The organism is Vibrio sp. 1557 (genome assembly GCF_033340175.1).
GTDB classification, from domain to species: domain Bacteria; phylum Pseudomonadota; class Gammaproteobacteria; order Enterobacterales; family Vibrionaceae; genus Vibrio; species Vibrio alginolyticus.
In genome coordinates, this window is sequence record NZ_JAWOVZ010000001.1 from 557,028 (window position 1) to 576,277 (window position 19,250).

The 19,250-nt window shown below is 43.0% G+C and carries 18 protein-coding genes; 14 read left to right on the plus strand and 4 right to left on the minus strand.

Annotated elements, in window-relative coordinates; all coding sequences use genetic code 11:
- Positions 1 to 100: 100 nt before the first annotated feature.
- Positions 101 to 742 (minus strand): murein L,D-transpeptidase catalytic domain family protein, encoded by a 642-nt coding sequence (locus R7070_RS02470; RefSeq protein WP_017633652.1) that lies wholly within the window; start codon positions 740 to 742, stop codon positions 101 to 103.
- A gap of 847 nt (positions 743 to 1,589) precedes the next feature.
- Between R7070_RS02470 and R7070_RS02475 the strand changes: the two genes are divergently transcribed.
- Entirely contained in the window at positions 1,590 to 2,165 is a 576-nt protein-coding gene (locus R7070_RS02475; RefSeq protein WP_025767876.1) for an imm11 family protein, read from the plus strand.
- Positions 2,166 to 2,304: 139 nt separating this feature from the next.
- On the opposite strand, the gene R7070_RS02480 is transcribed toward R7070_RS02475, so the two are convergent.
- Entirely contained in the window at positions 2,305 to 4,665 is a 2,361-nt protein-coding gene (locus R7070_RS02480) for an EAL domain-containing protein (RefSeq protein WP_206957751.1), read from the minus strand.
- Between the two features lie 473 nt (positions 4,666 to 5,138).
- Between R7070_RS02480 and rbsD the strand changes: the two genes are divergently transcribed.
- From rbsD to vctC, 13 genes are all read left to right on the plus strand, one after another.
- Positions 5,139 to 5,558 carry a D-ribose pyranase gene (gene rbsD, locus R7070_RS02485; protein ID WP_005382620.1) on the plus strand — a complete coding sequence of 140 codons (420 nt, stop codon included), beginning with the start codon at positions 5,139 to 5,141 and terminating at the stop codon, positions 5,556 to 5,558.
- 23 nt (positions 5,559 to 5,581) lie between these two features.
- Positions 5,582 to 7,087, plus strand: coding sequence for a ribose ABC transporter ATP-binding protein RbsA (gene rbsA / locus R7070_RS02490; RefSeq protein WP_085569089.1), 1,506 nt, complete (start codon positions 5,582 to 5,584; stop codon positions 7,085 to 7,087).
- The gene (rbsC, locus tag R7070_RS02495) at positions 7,084 to 8,067 is read left to right on the plus strand and encodes a ribose ABC transporter permease (RefSeq protein WP_005382618.1); all 984 of its coding nucleotides are present in this window, start codon (positions 7,084 to 7,086) and stop codon (positions 8,065 to 8,067) included. The genes rbsA and rbsC overlap by 4 nt, the downstream gene beginning before the upstream one ends.
- A gap of 87 nt (positions 8,068 to 8,154) precedes the next feature.
- Positions 8,155 to 9,033, plus strand: a complete 879-nt coding sequence (rbsB, locus tag R7070_RS02500) for a ribose ABC transporter substrate-binding protein RbsB (RefSeq protein WP_005373143.1) — start codon at positions 8,155 to 8,157, stop codon at positions 9,031 to 9,033.
- Positions 9,034 to 9,256: 223 nt separating this feature from the next.
- The gene (gene rbsK / locus R7070_RS02505; RefSeq protein WP_256900083.1) at positions 9,257 to 10,174 is read left to right on the plus strand and encodes a ribokinase; all 918 of its coding nucleotides are present in this window, start codon (positions 9,257 to 9,259) and stop codon (positions 10,172 to 10,174) included.
- 35 nt (positions 10,175 to 10,209) lie between these two features.
- Positions 10,210 to 11,232: a substrate-binding domain-containing protein gene (locus R7070_RS02510; protein ID WP_005373138.1), complete on the plus strand. Its 1,023-nt coding sequence runs from the start codon at positions 10,210 to 10,212 to the stop codon at positions 11,230 to 11,232.
- A 499-nt stretch (positions 11,233 to 11,731) separates the two neighbouring features.
- Positions 11,732 to 12,463: a nicotinamide riboside transporter PnuC gene (gene pnuC / locus R7070_RS02515; protein ID WP_017820308.1), complete on the plus strand. Its 732-nt coding sequence runs from the start codon at positions 11,732 to 11,734 to the stop codon at positions 12,461 to 12,463.
- 10 nt (positions 12,464 to 12,473) lie between these two features.
- On the plus strand, positions 12,474 to 13,205 hold the full coding sequence (locus R7070_RS02520) for a nucleoside phosphorylase (RefSeq protein WP_318141082.1): 732 nt from the start codon (positions 12,474 to 12,476) through the stop codon (positions 13,203 to 13,205).
- Positions 13,206 to 13,339: 134 nt separating this feature from the next.
- Positions 13,340 to 14,020 carry a Crp/Fnr family transcriptional regulator gene (locus tag R7070_RS02525; RefSeq protein ID WP_005382613.1) on the plus strand — a complete coding sequence of 227 codons (681 nt, stop codon included), beginning with the start codon at positions 13,340 to 13,342 and terminating at the stop codon, positions 14,018 to 14,020.
- 163 nt (positions 14,021 to 14,183) lie between these two features.
- Complete coding sequence (locus R7070_RS02530) at positions 14,184 to 15,092, plus strand: siderophore ABC transporter substrate-binding protein (RefSeq protein ID WP_005376635.1); 909 nt, start codon at positions 14,184 to 14,186, stop codon at positions 15,090 to 15,092.
- Between the two features lie 22 nt (positions 15,093 to 15,114).
- Entirely contained in the window at positions 15,115 to 16,050 is a 936-nt protein-coding gene (gene vctD / locus R7070_RS02535) for an iron chelate uptake ABC transporter permease subunit VctD (protein WP_017820306.1), read from the plus strand.
- A complete protein-coding gene (gene vctG, locus R7070_RS02540) occupies positions 16,043 to 16,993 on the plus strand; it encodes an iron chelate uptake ABC transporter permease subunit VctG (RefSeq protein ID WP_005376631.1) in 951 nt (316 codons plus the stop codon). Before vctD ends, vctG begins: the two co-directional genes overlap by 8 nt.
- Positions 16,994 to 16,995: 2 nt before the next feature.
- A complete protein-coding gene (gene vctC / locus R7070_RS02545) occupies positions 16,996 to 17,751 on the plus strand; it encodes an iron chelate ABC transporter ATP-binding protein VctC (protein WP_025767868.1) in 756 nt (251 codons plus the stop codon).
- 42 nt (positions 17,752 to 17,793) lie between these two features.
- Here vctC and cueR read toward each other — a convergent pair whose 3' ends face one another.
- On the minus strand, positions 17,794 to 18,180 hold the full coding sequence (cueR, locus tag R7070_RS02550; RefSeq protein WP_256900082.1) for a Cu(I)-responsive transcriptional regulator: 387 nt from the start codon (positions 18,178 to 18,180) through the stop codon (positions 17,794 to 17,796).
- Between the two features lie 87 nt (positions 18,181 to 18,267).
- Positions 18,268 to 19,236 carry a helix-turn-helix domain-containing protein gene (locus tag R7070_RS02555; protein WP_025767867.1) on the minus strand — a complete coding sequence of 323 codons (969 nt, stop codon included), beginning with the start codon at positions 19,234 to 19,236 and terminating at the stop codon, positions 18,268 to 18,270.
- Between the last annotated feature and the right edge of the window lie 14 nt (positions 19,237 to 19,250).

Here is a 19,250-nt window from a genome sequence, read left to right on the forward strand (position 1 = left end):
TGGAAAGAGAGTCGTTGCACAAGGACGATTAAGCTAACAGGATTATTACTGGGGAAGAAATAGAATCTTCTTTTTCTTCCCCATATTCGTCGCATCGATATTATGCGCTTGCGTAAATAACGCTGCCGCCTTTTATGGTGTCAATGATCTCGCGAGACAACTTCTCTGGCAAAGCAGGGCAACCCCAACTGCGTCCGAGGTATCCATTCTTCTTGATGAAGGAAGGGTTTGCGTAATCGGCACCGTGCACGACAATGTAACGCTCGCGAGCTTTGTCGTTTAATCCAGAGCTTAGCCCATCTAATCGAAGTGAATAGCCATTTGAGCCGTAGTAAGTGGTATCAGTCAAAAAAGTGCCCAATGATGTTTTTCGCGAGTTCACGACATTTGAAAACTGTGTCGCTGTTTTCTTTCCGCTGTTCACGCCGTGAGAAACATACGTATTGTAAATTAGCTTCTTTTTATCTAAATCAACCACATAAAAACGCTTTTCAGTTGATGGTTTACTATAGTCGATGATCGTTAGTACCGACTTCTTTCTATCGGGTGTCTTCTGATAAGCGATGTAAGCGTCACTGAACAACTTAAAGTCTACTATGCCATCTAGCTTGGCTTGTTTAAACACATGTTCAACTTGCTTTGGTCGTAAATGATCCCTGGGTTCGTTATCTGATTGTTTTGCAAAAGCAAAAGGTGAGACAGACAACAGCGCACATGTAAATAATATAATTAACTTTTTCATCTTGGCTAAATAAAACTCTATGGTGTTACAAATTTACCGATTGCTTCATGCACTCGTTAAAACAACATGCACATCAATATAATTCTATTCCCAATGTTTCTTATTGCACGCTTAGGTGCTTGATATTGGGTTGACGATAATTTCTCGAGTTAAAAACTAACTGTTTGAAACTTATATAAAATATGAAGTTTAACGATGGTTTCTATAAACTTCGGCGTAAATAATATCTGATATATGTAATTAATAAAACTGTGTTTAAGGATATTTGTGAAGTTGCCAATTTATAAAAACGGCGTTTTATTTTTCGTACTTTAGAAACTCTTTTTATTTCAATGTGTTTTCTTTTTCTGCGCTTTATCCAATACCTCAAAAGTTTGTGATTTAACTCGTAACAAATCGTAACGCCGAATCGTTATGTGTATAAGTGCATTTATAATGTATGAATAAACAACAGGGTGGTAAGAAAAGGCAGTAAAACAGCGGTGAATCGGTTGTTTTTAATTCACGATTGACAAAGCTAAGTCTAAGTCGTACAAAAATTGAACTTGTGAATGTATCGTTTAAGTGAGAGTGATGAGCTCGACAAAAGTGAAGTGATGCGTGCTATTGTTTATTCTCTAATTTATTCGATTACATAAGGAAGGGTACATAGTAAAAATTGAAAAAATAATTCTATCGTGTGGATTAAATATATGAATAATAAAACTTCGAAATTAAAAGAGAAGAACGCCAGATCTGAATTCATTAAATTTTTGAACATGAAAGTAAACTCTATCTATTATGTTTGGTTTGGTGGGAGAGTGCTCATCTCATTAAGAAAAGCGCTCAAATTTATTTAAGGACGGTTATGACAGCATTTAATAAAGTGTTTATTGTCACTCCCAATGTTAATGATTTTGCAATGTTGCGAGAGTCGCCATTGGAAATGTCTCTTCAAGTAACGGCAAGCAAACCTATCCAACTCTATGGAGAGTCTGTTAAAGCCAGTTGGAAAAGTATTGATATTGAATGGTTAGACGTTAAGGGTGAAAAGCCATTACCCAGGCCTGATATTGCAGCATGGGGATCTTTTACTCTTGCTGTATCCGCTTCTATTGCGGATAAGCTCGATGTGTTGAGCGAGAATGTCGAATTTTTACCATTAAATCTACAAGGAAAGCCTTGGCGAGCATTAAACATTGTCACTCAAATTGATGCCATTGATACCTCTGCTACCGAGTATAATCTTCGTCATGGTAAGCTAAGTCGTGCTAGACCGTTTAAGAAACTCGTTTTGAATAGAGAAGCCGTTAATGAATCTGACTTGTTCAGAGTAAAAGGTGCTGGGCTCAGAACGTTTTGCACGGACAAAAAAGGTGGCTTGTACGATAGCGTCAAAGCGCTGAATTTGACCGGTTTGGATTTCAAGGAAGTGCTGGTTTAAAAACGAATAAATAGTGATTTACTCGACTAAAGTCATAGATATAGGTATGGGGGAACAAAAGCTGAGCATCTATCAATGAAGCTCATATATAACTAAATACAGCCGCCACAGTTGTGACAGCTGTACGTCTCCCCTTAACTTATGTTCTTGAAACCCTAATTGAGCTGGCCATGGACGCATCAAATCGACTGTCGTCATTTGCCGATTGCCACCACAAGCTCAATTGTTCTTTAGTCATTGGTTTGCCAAATAAATAGCCTTGCATATAGTCGCAGCGGTATGCCGATAGCCATTCATGCATCATATTGTGTTCAATACCTTCTGCTGTAACCGTTTTATTCTGGGCATGGCATAGCTCAATAATAGGTTTGATCACATGGCCGTTGTTGGTCTTCATCAATGTAACGAGGAACTCTCGATCAAATTTGATTTTTTGAACCGGATACTGAACGAGCTGAGTTAACGATGTGTAACCAGAACCAAAGTCATCAATTGCAAGACGGTAGCCACGTTTTGATAGCTCATCAAGTAGAGCCGTTCCTTGTTGTTCTGCGGCAAAGGTTTCGGTTATTTCTATCTCAATACATTCTGGTTTAACACTGTGCAGTGTCGCTTGTTCATGGATGTAGTTTGCCATTTCTATCGAGTTTAGCTCTGCTGATGAAAGATTGACCGAAAGAACAATATCCTTACCGAAAATATTCCTTAATTGATGGTATTCCGCCGTTGCATTGGCGAAAACCCAGCGGTCAATTTTATCAAATAATCCGGCTTGCTCTGCAATTGGAATAAACTCCTTTGGAGGGATAGGGCCGATACCTTCGGCTTCCCAGCGCAACAAGACTTCTAACCCCTCAATTTCGTTGCTTCGATTGTTCATATAGGGTTGAAAAACAAGGTGAAATTCTTCCTCTACATTGCTTTTTCGGAGCGCACGTTCAAGTTGACTTCGTCTTTGAGACTCAATATTGAGAGCGGCTGAATAATAGGCGTATTGATTTTTCCCTGCCCGTTTTGCTTGATACATAGCCGCATCGGCACTGGAGAGTAACTTCGCGATGTCAGTACCGTCTTGAGGATATTGTGCAATACCTACGCTTGCCGTAACGGGAAATGAATTACTCCAAGATGAACTGAGATTACTAATTGGTTTTAGCAGCTCTGATGCAAGCAAATCAGGCAAGCGTTTTACCTCTTGATTTGAGCTCAGTAAAATTGCAAATTCGTCACCAGATAACCTGGCGGCAAAGCAGGGGCTGTTGTAATCGTGCGAGAACTTTTGACAAGCATTCTTGATGTGTGATGAGAACACTTTTAATAAGTTATCTCCCAATTCATGCCCGTATTTATCATTCACGTATTTAAAGTTATCAAGATCGACGTAAACAACCCACAAAAACTGCGAAGGGGAGATAAGTTCACGAGTGGCAAGCTCATGAAAACGATGGCGATTGGCGAGTTGCGTCAGGTGATCCGTTTCAGCTAGGCGTTTTGTCTTTTTATAGATGACATTAAGTTCCTCATACATATCAAAAAAGCGTGCAGAGAGGCGTCCTATTTCATCGTTTGTTTCTAGCTTTTCAATATTGTCACGTTGATTAGATTCAAGTTCGTTCAGCTGCTTATCAAGGCGAGAAACGGGGCGCAACACATAGCGATACAACACCAAAATGATTAATGTGATGGTGAAAAACGCCGCTACGCCAAAGGAGAAAGCAAGTTCTAGCCACACTTTATCGACTTTATTCCACATTAAATATTCGGCAGGAGAAAGCACGGCATAAAAGTGCGGCAGCAGCTCAATGGTTTGAGCGAGAGGAATATCAAGATAAATGGGTTTGTCGGCGAAAGTAATCACGCTGTGCGTGTCAAACTCGATGTCATGCTTAATCTCGTTAAAGGCTTCAAGTGATACGGAAACTACCACAAAAAACACATTTTTTGAGTCAAAGCTCAAAGGGTGAGTCCCCGTTCTTTTGTCGACGACCTCGTATTGAAGAAGAATGCTTTGTCCACTGGAGTTATAAATAAAGCCAGTGTGACTGAAAGCCTCTCTCTCATTGAAACTTCGTGATATGTACTCTAACACCTTTGGGTCGACCACGCCCGATGATTCGTAATACTTGTTTTCTGTGTAGTAGAGAAGGTTTTGTTTTCCGTCGAGGATCGCCATGCTCGCATCGCCTTTGTAACCATGGCTTAATACTTCAGCGGTCTCGTCTAATCGATTAAACAAGACTCGCTCACGATAGGGGTTGTTATGATTAACCAAATAGTCTTGTAATACATCACTTTTACTGAGCGTATAGGCATAGCTATTAAGAAAAATATTCGCTTGTCGAAACTGCCCGGCGAGCTTTTCCATCTGCAACTGAATATAGCTGTCTTCCCGCTTGATGAGCGTCACTTTTTGAATGCTATAAATAATATAGCTAGATACTAACGCGCTTAATAAGATCACTGGCGCGACAAGCAAAATGACTCTATTGCTTAACTTCATTATGGTTCTTAGTTTCCGTTTGTGTCCCTACAAACGTCGCGTACCAGGTAAGGTACTGAACGGATGATGTGTTTTGGCAAATTGTAACCAGATTGTAAGGTGAGCGTTCTCCAAAATCAGGCAGCTATCTAAGAATTGTGATGACGTGAAAGGTTTCGAGCTTATTAACTAGAAGTTTTCTCAGTAGTTGGACGTCTCTTTTCCTTCCTCCCTGTATAAAACCTAACCGTAATGACAGGGAAATATCGTCATCGAAACGTTTCGATGGTAAAGTGTGACTCAAGTGCACTTTTCCTATTCAATGACAATTGAATTACAGATCATTCTCACACCTTATCGATCTCACACTGGTCAAATTGCGATGACGAATTATTATTTCATCGAAACGTTTCGATGGGTTTTCTGTTAATAACGAAAACACTTTAAAACAGGCGCTCATGGTTGTATGAACGTGTAACCGAAAGGTCGATGAGATGAAAAAAAGTACCCTAATTAACTCAGATATTTCTTACTTGGTGGCGACGCTAGGCCACACCGACGAGATCACGATATGTGATGCTGGTCTACCAATCCCAGAGCATGTTCAGCGAATCGATTTGGCGCTAACGCATGGGGTACCAAGTTTTCTTGATACTGTTCGCGTAATTCTATCTGAGTCCCAAATCGAAGGGGTCATCATTGCGGAAGAGTTCTCTGATGCAAGCCCAGTTTTGCATGAAGCGTTGCTCAACGAACTGAGCAAAGAGAGTGAAGAAACGGGCAAATCTATTGAAGTGAGCTACGTGTCACATGAAGCGTTTAAAGCACGTACGGCGCAAAGTCGCGCTATCGTAAGAACCGGCGAATGCTCGCCATATGCGAACGTTATTTTCCAAGCGGGCGTGGTTTTTTAAGCCAGAGATATTGAGGACAGATTATGACTCAAGCCATTCTACAACTAAGCGAAATTGAGAAGGCGTTTCCGGGCGTAAAAGCACTCGACAAAGCAAGCCTGAATGTTTATCCAGGCCGTGTTATGGCGCTGATGGGTGAAAATGGAGCAGGCAAGTCAACGTTAATGAAGGTGTTGACAGGCATTTACCACATGGATGCGGGGAGCATTCAATATCAAGGTCAGCCGGCGGCCTTTAAAGGGCCACGCGATTCACAGGAAGCTGGTATTAGTATTATTCACCAAGAGCTGAACCTGATTCCTGAACTGACGATTGCCGAAAATATTTACTTGGGACGAGAGTTCACTGGATCCTTAGGGCGTATCCAGTGGGGCAAAATGTATGACGAAGCTGACAAGCTTTTAAAACGTCTCAATGTCAAGCACTCATCAAAAACATTGCTTGGCGATTTAAGCCTTGGTGAACAACAAATGGTGGAAATTGCAAAGGCACTTTCGTTTGAGTCGAAAGTCATCATTATGGATGAGCCAACGGACGCATTGACCGATACCGAAACGGAATCACTGTTTAAAGTGATTAATGAGCTTCGCGAGCAAGGATGCGGCATCGTATACATTTCGCATCGTCTTAAAGAAATCTTTGAAATCTGTGACGACATTACCGTACTTCGTGATGGTAAGTTTATCGGTGAGTGCAAGGTGTCCGACACTGATGAAGATGGCCTAATTGAAATGATGGTTGGCCGAAAATTAGAAGAGCAATATCCACGTATTGATGTACAACATGGCGAAGCTTGTCTTGAAGTCATTGGTTTGACTGGATCTGGCGTTCAGGATGTGAGCTTTACTCTCAAGCGTGGTGAGATTCTTGGAATTTCTGGCTTGATGGGCGCAGGCCGCACTGAACTCATGAAAGTCATTTACGGCGCATTACCTAGTGAGCATGGTGTTATCAATCTTGATAACAAAACTATTAACCCGGTTAGCCCGCAAGATGGCTTGGCAAATGGTATCGCTTACATCTCTGAAGATCGCAAAGGCGATGGTTTGGTTTTAGGTCTTTCAGTTAAGGAGAACATGTCACTTTGTTCGCTAAACCAGCTGACCAAAGGCTTCCAGATTCAACACAGCGACGAAGTGATTGCAGTGGAAGATTTTATTAAGTTATTCAACATTAAAACCCCAACGCGAGATCAAATCATCGGCAACTTATCTGGTGGTAACCAGCAAAAAGTTGCGATTGCGAAAGGGTTAATGACGAAACCTAAAGTTCTGATTCTGGATGAGCCAACACGTGGTGTTGATGTCGGAGCAAAAAAAGAGATTTATCAGCTCATCAACAAGTTTAAGGCCGAAGGCATGAGCATCATCTTGGTTTCTTCCGAGATGCCTGAAGTGCTCGGCATGAGCGACCGTATTTTAGTGATGCATGAAGGTCGTATCACTGGCGAATTTGATGCGAAAGACGCCGATCAAGAAAAATTACTCGCCTGTGCCGTAGGCAAAGAGATCAATGAGGAAGCAGCATGAGTACGAATACCATGAGCAAACCAACCGAAACTGGCAACAAGAAGTTGTTCACAAAAGAGTGGCTGATTGAGCAAAAATCACTGATAGCTTTGATCTTTCTGATCGTTGTTGTGTCATTTTTGAACCCGAACTTTTTTACGGTCGACAACATTCTCAACATTCTTCGTCAAACCTCCGTGAATGCCATTATCGCAGTGGGTATGACATTAGTTATTTTAACAGCAGGCATCGACTTAAGTGTTGGTTCGGTATTGGCATTGTGTGGTGCCTTTGCGGCAAGCATGATTGCGCTTGAGGTTCCGGTGCTAGTGGCGGTTCCAACTGCTTTAGTCGCAGGTGCAGCGTTAGGTGCGATCAGCGGTATCATTATTGCGAAGGGTAAGGTGCAGGCATTTATCGCTACGCTGGTTACCATGACGTTACTACGCGGTGTGACCATGGTGTACACCGAAGGTCGTCCAATCTCGACAGGCTTTACTGACACCGCGGATGCGTTCGCATGGTTTGGTACTGGCTACGCGCTAGGCATTCCAGTTCCTGTTTGGTTAATGGTGGTTGTGTTCGCTGCGGCTTGGTATTTACTTAACCACACGCGCTTTGGTCGCTATGTTTACGCACTAGGCGGCAATGAGTCTGCGACTCGCCTATCAGGTATCAATGTAGACCGAGTGAAGATTGGTGTCTACGCCATCTGCGGTATGCTAGCAGCGCTTGCAGGTATTATCGTAACGTCTCGTCTTTCTTCGGCGCAGCCAACAGCAGGTATGGGCTACGAGCTAGACGCTATCGCAGCGGTTGTTCTTGGCGGTACCAGCTTGATGGGCGGTAAAGGCCGTATCATGGGTACCTTGATTGGTGCGCTGATCATCGGTTTCTTGAACAATGCACTTAACCTACTTGATGTTTCTTCCTACTACCAAATGATTGCAAAAGCAGTGGTTATCTTGCTTGCGGTATTGGTAGACAACAAAAACAAGTAATTCATAACAATCTGTATATATAAAACAGTGAATACAAACCGAGTCAGGGGACGTGTACTGGCTCACCCTACACAAAGGACTAGAACGATGAAAAAACTTGCAACTCTTATCTCTGCTGCACTTCTTTCTTCAACCGTATCGGTAGCGGCGCAAGCTCAAGATACCATGGCGATTGTGGTTTCGACGCTAAACAACCCGTTCTTCGTAACGATGAAAGACGGTGCGGAAGCAAAAGCGAAAGAATTGGGGTACGACTTAATTGTACTGGACTCGCAAAATGACCCGAGTAAAGAACTGTCGAACATCGAGGATTTAAGTATTCGCGGCGTAAAAGCAATTCTTATCAACCCAACGGATTCTGATGCAGTGTCTAATGCAATTCGTATGGCGAACCGTTCTAAGATCCCTGTGTTGACATTAGACCGTGGTGCAAGCCGTGGTGAAGTCGTGAGTCACATCGCGTCGGACAACGTAATTGGTGGTGAAATGGCAGGCCACTACATCATGGAAAAAGTAGGCGAAAAAGCAAAAGTCATTCAACTTGAAGGTATTGCGGGCACATCGGCAGCGCGTGAGCGCGGTGAAGGCTTTATGAATGCCGTGAAGGGCAGCGATATGGATCTTCTTGCTAGCCAACCAGCTGACTTTGACCGCACAAAAGGTCTAAACGTAATGGAAAACCTGCTAGCGGCTAACCCGGATGTACAAGCGGTATTTGCACAGAATGATGAAATGGCGCTAGGTGCACTTCGCGCAGTTCAAGCTTCTGGCAAAGATGTCGTTATCGTTGGTTTTGATGGTACGGAAGACGGCATTGCAGCAGTTAACCGTGGCAAACTAGCGGCAACTATTGCTCAGCAACCAGACCTTATCGGTGCTTTAGGTGTTGAAACGGCTGACAAAGTTTTGAAAGGTGAAGAAGTAGAAGAGTACATCCCAGTACCACTAAAAGTAGTCACTAAGTAAGTTTCAAGTTCCAATAAATCATCCTAATTTTTGCTCTCTCCTCCGTTTATATCTGTCGTTTAGGAGGTGAGGGCAAACTTACCCAAAATACTGCAAAGTGTGGGGTATAGATGCCTTTGGCTTTTTATCGAGACTCCTTCATCAGGAAGAGAAGTTAAAGTCATCTAATGTATTTTCCTAAACAGTTTTTAAAAAGGGTTCATTCAGAACCGAGGATAACCGTATGAATAAGTTAGTGGTGTTAGGTAGTGTAAACGCTGACCATGTTCTTCAAGTGCCTTCTTTCCCTCGCCCAGGCGAGACGCTGCATGGTCGCAACTATCAAGTTATCCCAGGTGGCAAAGGTGCCAACCAAGCCGTCGCGGCGGCGCGATTAAATGCAGACATCGGTTTTATCGCTTGTGTGGGCGACGACTCATTCGGCATTAACATTCGCGAAAACTTCAAAATGGACGGCATCGATATCACTGGTGTGAAGATGCAGCCAAATTGCCCGACAGGTATCGCGATGATTCAAGTGTCGGACAGTGGTGAGAACAGCATTTGCATTTCAGCTGAAGCGAACGCCAAACTGACAGCAGAAGCGATTGAGCCAGATTTAGAGCGTATTCGCCAAGCAGATTACTTGCTAATGCAATTGGAAACGCCGATGTGCGGCATTGAGAAAGCTGCGCGTGTAGCGAAAGATGCCAAAACCAACGTAATTTTGAATCCTGCGCCAGCTCGTGAATTGTCAGATGAATTACTGTCTTACATTGACGTGATTACGCCAAATGAAACGGAAGCTGAAGTTCTGACAAGTATTACTGTAACAGACAACGAAAGCGCGCAAGAAGCGGCGAATGTGCTACATGGTAAAGGTATAGAAATTGTCATGATCACACTCGGTGCAAAAGGCGTTTGGCTAAGCCAAAACGGTCGAGGCGAAATCATCTCGGGTTTCCGCGTTGAAGCGACGGATACTACCGCAGCGGGCGATACATTTAATGGGGCATTCGTCACTGGTCTCCTAGAAGGTTTACCTTTAGAATCAGCGATTAAGTTTGCACATGCGGCGGCTGCAATTTCTGTGACCCGCTTTGGCGCGCAAACGTCGATTCCAACCCGCGAAGAGGTGGACGCGTTTCTCGCTGAACAATAAGGCGCACAACGCCTCATTAAAATAGGAGTAGTAACATGGCGACGATGAAAGACATCGCAAAACTGGCAGGGGTTTCCACTTCAACAGTGAGCCATGTTATTAACAAGACGCGTTTTGTGAGCGAAGAGATCTCTGAACGCGTTAACAATGCCGCAAAAGAGCTTAACTACTACGCGCCCTCTGCGTTGGCGCGTAGCCTCAAAGTCAATCGTACCAAAACCATTGGTATGCTCGTGACAACCTCAACCAACCCATTCTTTGGCGAAGTCGTAAAAGGCGTCGAACGCAGCTGCTACCAAAAAGGCTACAGCCTCATTTTATGTAACACCGAGGGTGATAACGAACGTATGCGTCAATCCATTAATACGCTATTGCAAAAGCGTGTCGATGGTTTGATCTTGATGTGCTCGTCGCTAGAAGGAGAGCGTATCGATGTATTTGAGCGTTACCCAGATATCCCAGTTGTGGTAATGGACTGGGGGCCGATGCTATTTACAAGCGATAAAATACAAGACAACTCACTTCGTGGCGGTTACTTAGCGGCGAAATACTTAATTGATTGCGGCCATACCGAAATTGGGTGCATCACTGGCCCTTTGATTAAACACCAAGCGCAAATGCGATACGAAGGTTATAAGCGAGCAATGAACGAAGCTGGCTTGGAATTTAATGCCAATTGGATCATTGAGTCTGACTTCGAATGTGAGGGTGGGTATCAAGCGTTCAAAAAAATGGCTCAGCGTGGCGCATTACCCAGCTCGATTTTCGTCTCTAACGATATGATGGCGATGGGTGTGATTAACGCCGCAAATGAGCTCGGTATTAAAGTGCCGGACGACCTATCCATTATTGGTTACGATGACATCCATATCGCGAAATTTATGTCGCCATCGCTAACTACCATTCATCAGCCTAAGTACCGTTTGGGGCAGGCTGCCGTTGAGACTCTTGTCCGAAAGTTGGATGAAAAATCAACAGAGGCACAGGTCGTACAATTAGAGCCGACTCTAGTGGAACGAAAAAGCGTCAAGAGGTTAAAGTCAAACCTCACTGAATGACGTGTGATGTTGAGCTAAAAAATTAAAAAAGTCGTTTCTCTTTATACGATAAAGCCTTACTATCGTCGTTGATTATAAATAAAACTATTAATTGTTGTCTGGCGGATTAGTCAAATGTTATCAAAAGGTTACGCTAAGTTATCTGTAAAACACCCTTGGTTTCACCGAGTTAATGTTATTACAGTTGTATTGATTTTTTTTGTGAGCTGCTATCAGCTACTGGTTAATGAAGCATTTGAGTACGCAATTGGCTTTATTATTACACTTTTGGCGTCAGCTTTATTTGCATCAGCTTCTGCATTCAAAAAACGCTATCTAGGCTTGGACTCATAGGCACGTCTATTTCCAACACCGTTCAATAGCATCATTTATTGCTTTCAAGTAAACATTGAACTGAATTATGATCGAGTGCATCAAGAGGAGGACAAATGTCCTCCTTTTTGTTGGGGATCACGCTCTAATATAAGCGTATTCCAAACAAAATAATAAAGGACATGTTATGGACCTCTTTGCCTTACTCGATATTAATAATACTCTCGTTAACATTCCGATTGGCGACGGCTACGCAATGAGCTGGATCGAAGCTTTCGGTACCGTTTTTGGACTGCTTTGCATTTGGTTTGCCAGCCAAGAAAAAACCATCAACTACTTATTCGGTTTGCTGAATGTCACGCTTTTTGCCGTTATCTTTTTTCAAATTCAGTTATACGGATTATTGCTTCTTCAATTGTTTTTCTTCTGTGCGAACATTTACGGCTGGTATGCGTGGACTCGTCCAAACGCACAAGGTGAAACGCTGGAGGTTCGCTGGTTAAATAAACAGAAACTTATTACTACTGCCTCTATTAGCGTTGCATGTATCGCATTATTAACGATCTATATCGACCCATTTTTCTTTGCGCTAGCAAACATTGCTGTTGATAGCTTGAATCTCTTTGGTGCTGACTTGGCTGAACCGGTGCTTGAACCTGACGCGTTCCCGTTCTGGGATGCAACCATGACAGTACTTTCTGTTGTTGCACAAATTCTGATGACACGTAAATACGTCGAAAACTGGATTCTATGGGTTGTGATTAATATTATCAGTGTGGGTATCTACGCGACGCAAGGTGTTTACGCAATGTCTGTTCAGTACGCGATTCTTATGTTCATCGCTGCCAATGGCACGCGTGAGTGGGCTCGTAGCGCTAAGCGCAATGGCGATAAAACCTTAGCGCACGCTGCTGCGTAAGGAACGAAAAATGGCCAAACAACCTCATATCGGAGTGGATGAAACACAAATCGCTCCCCTCGTTATTGTATGCGGCGAGCCAGATCGAGCGAATCGTATCGCGGTATTATTTGATGATGCAGAAATGGTGTCGGAAAACCGCGAGTACCGTGTGTTTACCGGCAACTACAAAGGCAAGCCTGTTTCAGTATGTAGTACAGGTATAGGTGCGCCATCGATGATCATCGCAGTGGAAGAGCTAAAACAGTGCGGTGTGACTCATGTGGTACGCGTTGGATCGGCGGGGGCAATGCAATCAGGCATTCATCTTGGCGAGTTGATCATTGCCGAAGGCGCGGTAAGAGATGAGGGCGGCTCTAAAGCGTATGTCGATTCGTCTTATCCAGCCTACGCAAGCTTTCCACTGTTAAAGGAAGTTGAGCGTTACTTGTCGATGCAAAAAGTGCATTATCATTTTGGTGTGGTGCGTTCTCACGACAGTTTCTATACCGATGACGAGGATGCAATATGCCAACATTGGAACAAGAAAGGCATCTTAGGTGCCGATATGGAAACCTCTGCGCTGTTTACGGTCGGTCGACTACGAGGCCTTCATGTGGCTTCGATATTAAACAACGTGGTGCTGTATCAACAAGATGTGAAAGAAGGTGTTGGTCAGTACGTTGATGAGGCCAAAGTAATGATGCAAGGTGAGAAGAGTGCCGCGATTACGGCATTAGAAGCCTTGGTTGCTCAGCGTTAGCCAGTCTCTATCTCAGTAAGTCACATAAACAGAATAGATGTAAAGCGACAGGTCACTGTCGCTTTTTTATTTGGAGTTACGGGGTACAATCCACCTTAAATAGTTGTCCGTAACTTTTTCTGAGAGAGCAGAAAATGAAAATCAGCCCTTATCCGACTGGTCGCTTCAAAACATACCTTGAAGAAAAGAGTGCCACCTTTCGCGATTTGATTTATCAATGCCAAATAAATTCGCGTTACTTTGATGCTGGGGAAGCAATTCTCCGCCAAGGTGAGCAACTTCAGTACTTGTATGTTGTGCCAGTAGGTCGAGTCTCGATGAACATATTGGCCGCAAATGGACGACGTTTTCAATTAGGGGAAGCTAACTGCGACTATCATATTTATGGTGAAATGGAGTTCTTCACTCAGACTCCTTGTCAATGGAATGTGATAGCAGATGAACATATGCAGGTTGATGTTATCTGTATCCAAAAACTAACCGAAGCACTGCAAAATCATCCCCAAATGATGGTGTTCTTCGCTTCAGCATTGGCTGAGGATTATCAAGACTCCATGGATATCTACACTAACCGTTTGTTGCATCCCATTACTTACAACATTGCCTATGATCTTCTCGTCCGTAATCAGACGGATAAGTTGCTTGGTGGTTTTGATAAAGTGAACCAAGAGGCTGAGCGGTTTGGTACCTCAGGCCGAGTCTATCGACGTGCAGTTAAGGACTTGATTGAAAAGGGATTGATTACAAAAACGGACAACGGTTTGGAGATTATTGATGAGCTGGCACTCAAAGCGTTTATTGAAGCGCATGAATGATACGCCCAGGTATTGGAACTGATGGGTTTTATAAGTCTTTGATATATCTAAGTCTTGAGTAAACGTAACTAATGTAAAGTACCTTAAATTTTGTTGAATGCATTAAAGAGTAGCGTTATATTGCGAACGCGTATGATAATAGATCTCATTAAGGCTTAACAAAATGAAAAAATTCGTTGGTGCGGCTATGCTGTCGTTATTTACTGTTTCTCCTTCTTTCGCTGCTAAAGTTGTGATTGACCACTACATGGGTCAAACAGAGCTAGAACAATCCCCAGAGCGTGTGGTTGTGATTGGCTTTGGCCCGCTAGATGCGTTGGACAACTTTGGTATCGATCCTGTTGCAGTATCTAACTCTTCTAATCTTCCTAGTTACCTTTCAAAATACAGCAAAGATAACTACACCTCTGCGGGTAGTTTGTTTGAACCTGATTTTGAAACCATCTACATGCAAAAACCGGATTTGATTTTGGTTGGTCCGCGAGCGTCTGCGAAATATGAAGAGCTGAGTGAAATTGCCCCTACAGTTGTTTTTGCGGCGAAAGAGAACCAAGGCTATTGGGAAGGCACGCAAGCGCAATGGCGCAATATTGGTAAGATCTTCAATATCGAAGAAAAAGTAGAGCAGAAAATTGAAGCGCTAGATGCTCAATTTAAAGCAATCCGTGACTACAACCAATCGAACAAAAATGATGCATTAACGATTTTGAGCATGGGTGACAACATCAGCGCGTTTGGTGCCCAGTCGCGATTTGGCGTCATTTATAACGACTTTGGCTTCTTGGAAACGGTTGAGCACGTGAAAACGGGCACTCACGGAGATGTCATTTCTTATGAGTTTATTCGTGAAGCTAACCCGAAAAATATTCTCGTGGTTGACCGAAATTCTCTGACAGGTACGCCGGATAACGATATTCGTAAATCCATGGATAACGACTTAGTCAAAGCGACTGCGGCATATAAAAATCATAAAATCACTTATTTAGATGTGGACGCGTGGTACTTGTCGATGTCTGGTGTGACAGCAACAGAAAAAATGGTCAGTGAGATAAAGCAAACCGTTGAACTGTAATCCAAGATAGCAGAGGTTAACTTTGAAGAAGTTATTGCTAACCCTTGTGGTTTTAAGCACGGTTTCGTTATTTGTTGGGGTGGCAAACATGACGCCCCAACAACTCTTTTCAGGTGATGAGAAAGCATTAGAACTTTTCTTTACCAGCCGTATACCACGTTTATTTGCCATATTGCTTGCTGGTGCTGGCTTGAGTATTGCGGGTCTTGTCATGCAGCAAATCAGCCAGAACCGATTTGCGGCACCTTCTACAACTGGTACGATCGAATGTGCCATGCTGGGCTATGTACTGAGCGTGGTTTTCTTTGGTAATGATAATCACCTTTGGCTCGTGTTCGGCATCTCGGTATTTGGGACGCTGGCGTTTGTTTTCTTTATTCAGCGCATTCAATTTAAGAGCGTGGTTTTTGTGCCACTTGTCGGGATTATTTTCGGCAATGTCATCCAATCCATGACTACGTTTATCGCTTACAAATATGATGCACTTCAAAGTCTGAATGCTTGGACAGTCGCAAACTTCGCCAACATCTTGCGTGGTGATTTTGAACTGCTGTACATCGCGGTACCAATGGTTATCCTCAGCTATCTTTTTGCCGCAAGGATCTCTGCCGTAGGTATCGGAAAAGATTTCGCGATTAACTTGGGTTTGAATTATCAGCAGGTTGTGACGATTGGCGTGCTATTGGTGTCCATCATGTCAGCAAGTGTCGTGATGATTGTTGGCCAGTTGCCATTCTTAGGGCTGATTGTACCGAATCTCGTGAGTCACTTTTATGGCGATAACCTCAAAAAGAACATTCCGCTTACGGCCATGTATGGGGCCATTTTAGTGTTGTGTTGCGATTTGGTGAGTCGTTTAATTATTTTCCCTCATGAAATGCCAATCTCTATCGTGATTAGCATATTGGGTGGCGTGGTATTCATCGCAATGTTGTTGCGAGGTAAGCAACATGCGTGATTCAACGAAAATCCTGCTGCTAGGTGGCATTGCGATTCTTTTCGCGTGTCTGTTTATTGGTATTGGGCTAACGGCTGACAACTACCAATATTTTTTGTCTCGTAGAGTTCCTAAAGTATTGGCGATAGTGCTAGCGGGTGTGGCCATTGCTCAGTCTTCACTTGTATTTCAAACCATTACGCACAACCGAATTTTAACGCCAAGTATCATGGGTTTTGATGCGCTGTATGTGTTAACCCAAATTTTGATCGTGTTGATTTTTGGTGGGTTGAGTACCTTAGTTCTTAACTTGTACGTCAATTTCGCGATTGCAGTAATTGTAATGGTGTCGTTTTCGCTACTGCTGTTTGGGTTTTACTTTTCAAAAGGCAGCAAGAACTTGATTACGTTGCTATTGGTCGGCTTGATCTTTGGTCAGCTATTTTCCAATGCGGCGTCATTCTTTTCTTTGCTGATGGACCCAAACACATATGCAATTGTTCAGTCGAAACTGTACGCCAGTTTCAATAATGTCAAAGTGAACTTGGTTTACTTTAGTGCTCCGGCTTTGATGTTTGCATGTTGGTTGTTGTTTAGGATGCATCGCACTTTAGATGTGTTTTGGCTCGACCAAGACAATGCGAAAAGTTTGGGTGTTGATGTACCTAAAGTGACGAGAAATGTGTTTATTATCTCGGCGGTTTTGATTGCTATTTCTACGGCTTTGGTAGGGCCAATCATGTTCTTTGGTTTACTAGTGACCAACTTAAGCCGAGAAATGTTCCGAAGTTACCAACATAAAACGCTATTGGTCGGATGTTCGTTTCTATCCATCAGTTCATTACTTGCTGGGCAATGGATAATCGAAAACGTGTTCAGTTTTGAGACGACGTTGAGTGTCGTAATTAACTTTATCGGCGGTGCGTATTTCTTATACCTGCTGCTGAAAAACAAAGTTGTATAAATATGATAGTAATAGATAAATTAACGAAGGCTTTCGGTTCAAACAAAGTCGTAGACGAGGCCAATACTCAGTTTGAAAAGGGCAAGGTAACATCGATTATCGGTCCAAATGGCGCGGGAAAGAGCACGCTGTTATCTATGGCCTCGCGCTTAACGGAGCGAGATGGCGGTAGTGTTATCATTGATTGCAAGGAAATCGCGGAATGGGACACAAAAGAGCTAGCGAAAAAACTGGCAGTACTTCGCCAAGCTAACTCGATTACAATGCGGTTTACCGTAAAAGAGTTAGTCTCTTTTGGTCGTTTCCCATACTCTAAAGGAAATCTGACTAAAGAAGATCATGAGGTCATAGAACAAGCGATCGACTACTTAGATTTGCAAGATATTCAAGACAAATACTTGGATGAATTAAGTGGTGGTCAGCGACAGCTTGCATTTATTGCTATGGTGATTGCACAAGATACAGATTATGTCTTTCTTGATGAACCTCTTAATAACTTAGATATCAAACACTCTCTTCAGATCATGAAAGTTGTGCAGCAGTTAGCCCATGACATGAATAAAGCCATGGTGGTCGTGATTCATGATATTAATTTCGCGGCGTGTTACTCAGATGTCATATTGGCGCTTAAGAAAGGTAAAGTTGTGGCGAGTGGTGCGGTTGAAGATGTTATTCAAGCGTCTACGCTAGAGGACATCTATGAAACGCCATTTAACATCATAGAGTTAAACGGTAAGCGCATGTGTACTTATCATTAAGCGAGCTAGTTCGTTTTTAACGAGATCAATAGATAGGCGGGCTTACTTGGTGAGCTCGTCTATGATTGGGCATCGGCTCTCTGCATCTCCAGGACAAGAAGAAACCCAACCTTCAAGTTGCGTTTTGATCTCCATGAGGTGTGCAATTTTTTCTTCAACCTCTCTCAGTTTGTCCATGGTTCTTGCTTTTACTTCGCTACTTTTGCGATTGGGGTTATGAGCAAGTTGTACGAACTCTTTGCATTCTTGCAACGAAAAGCCTGCGCTTTTTGCGCGTGATACCAAGTTAAGCTCTTGAATATGATTATCTGAATATTCGCGATAGCCAGAGTCGCTACGCGCTGGTGGAGATATGACCCCTTTGTCTTCATATAATCGAATCGACTTAGATGAAAGCCCAGTGAGCTTCGCGACGGCACCAATATTCATGTTTAACCTCCATAACGTTTAAGGCGAGTATATACCGATGTTGTGGATAAGACACTCCTAAATAACAGTCAGTTACCTAGAGTCCCCTTACTCTTTAATCACTTCATGTGGTGGCACACCAAATGCCTTTTTAAAGGCATAAGTGAAGTTAGAAGGGTGGTGGTATCCGGCTTCATAGGCGGCTTCTGTTATCGTCACTAGGCCACGTTCCAAATGTTGCCTAGCAATCTCAAGACGTCGAAAACGAATGTAGCCGTTTATGGTCATATTAAGTGATTGTTTAAATCGACGCTGCAGGTTTGAAACACTCATTGAGAATTGGCTCGCCAACTTTTCCAAGCGTAGTTCTTGATCAAGGTGAGTTTCAATATAGCTGACAATATCCTCAATTCGACCATCAATGTGTCGTTCAATATTGCTGTTTTTAGCACTGAAATTCTTAGGAATTTGCTTGGTGGCTTGATGTAATATTTGATAGATCAAGCTTTCGACCTCTAGCTTTTCTTGGAACTCTTGCGGTGTTTCTCTATTTGTTAACGTTTCGGCCAGCTCGCATAGCGTCTGGTTAGGCTCCAACTGTTGAAACGCCTGATGAGAGTTAAAAAAGGCTCGATGACTACAATTTTGCTCAAGGCGGGCCTCTAGCCATTGGGGCTTAACCAATATGTTGATCTTATTAATGAGGTTATCTTTGAGCAGTGAACGACGAAAATTTGCAGGTTTGAGTAAGTTCACCACTACACCCTTAGGGCCGTCGCTCGCGTCTAAATCAAATTGCAAATCGTCGTAGCCAAACGAGAGTCTACCTTCTAAAAGAATAGTGACCAGCAGTGAGGCGTGTGCAGTAGAAACAATATTCGAATCAATAAGTTCTAGACAACGCCCGCCATGAACAAAAATTTGATCATTGTACTGATATGATAGGAACTTACCTTCGGCCAGTTGAGTTTGACAAGGTTGGCCTTGCGTGACAATCCATTGTTTCTCTGTCGCCTCTAGTCTTTGGGTTAAAGCTATCTTGGCAATTTTAGTTCGTTTTGTTGTGACTTCCTGCATTTGACACTTCCTCA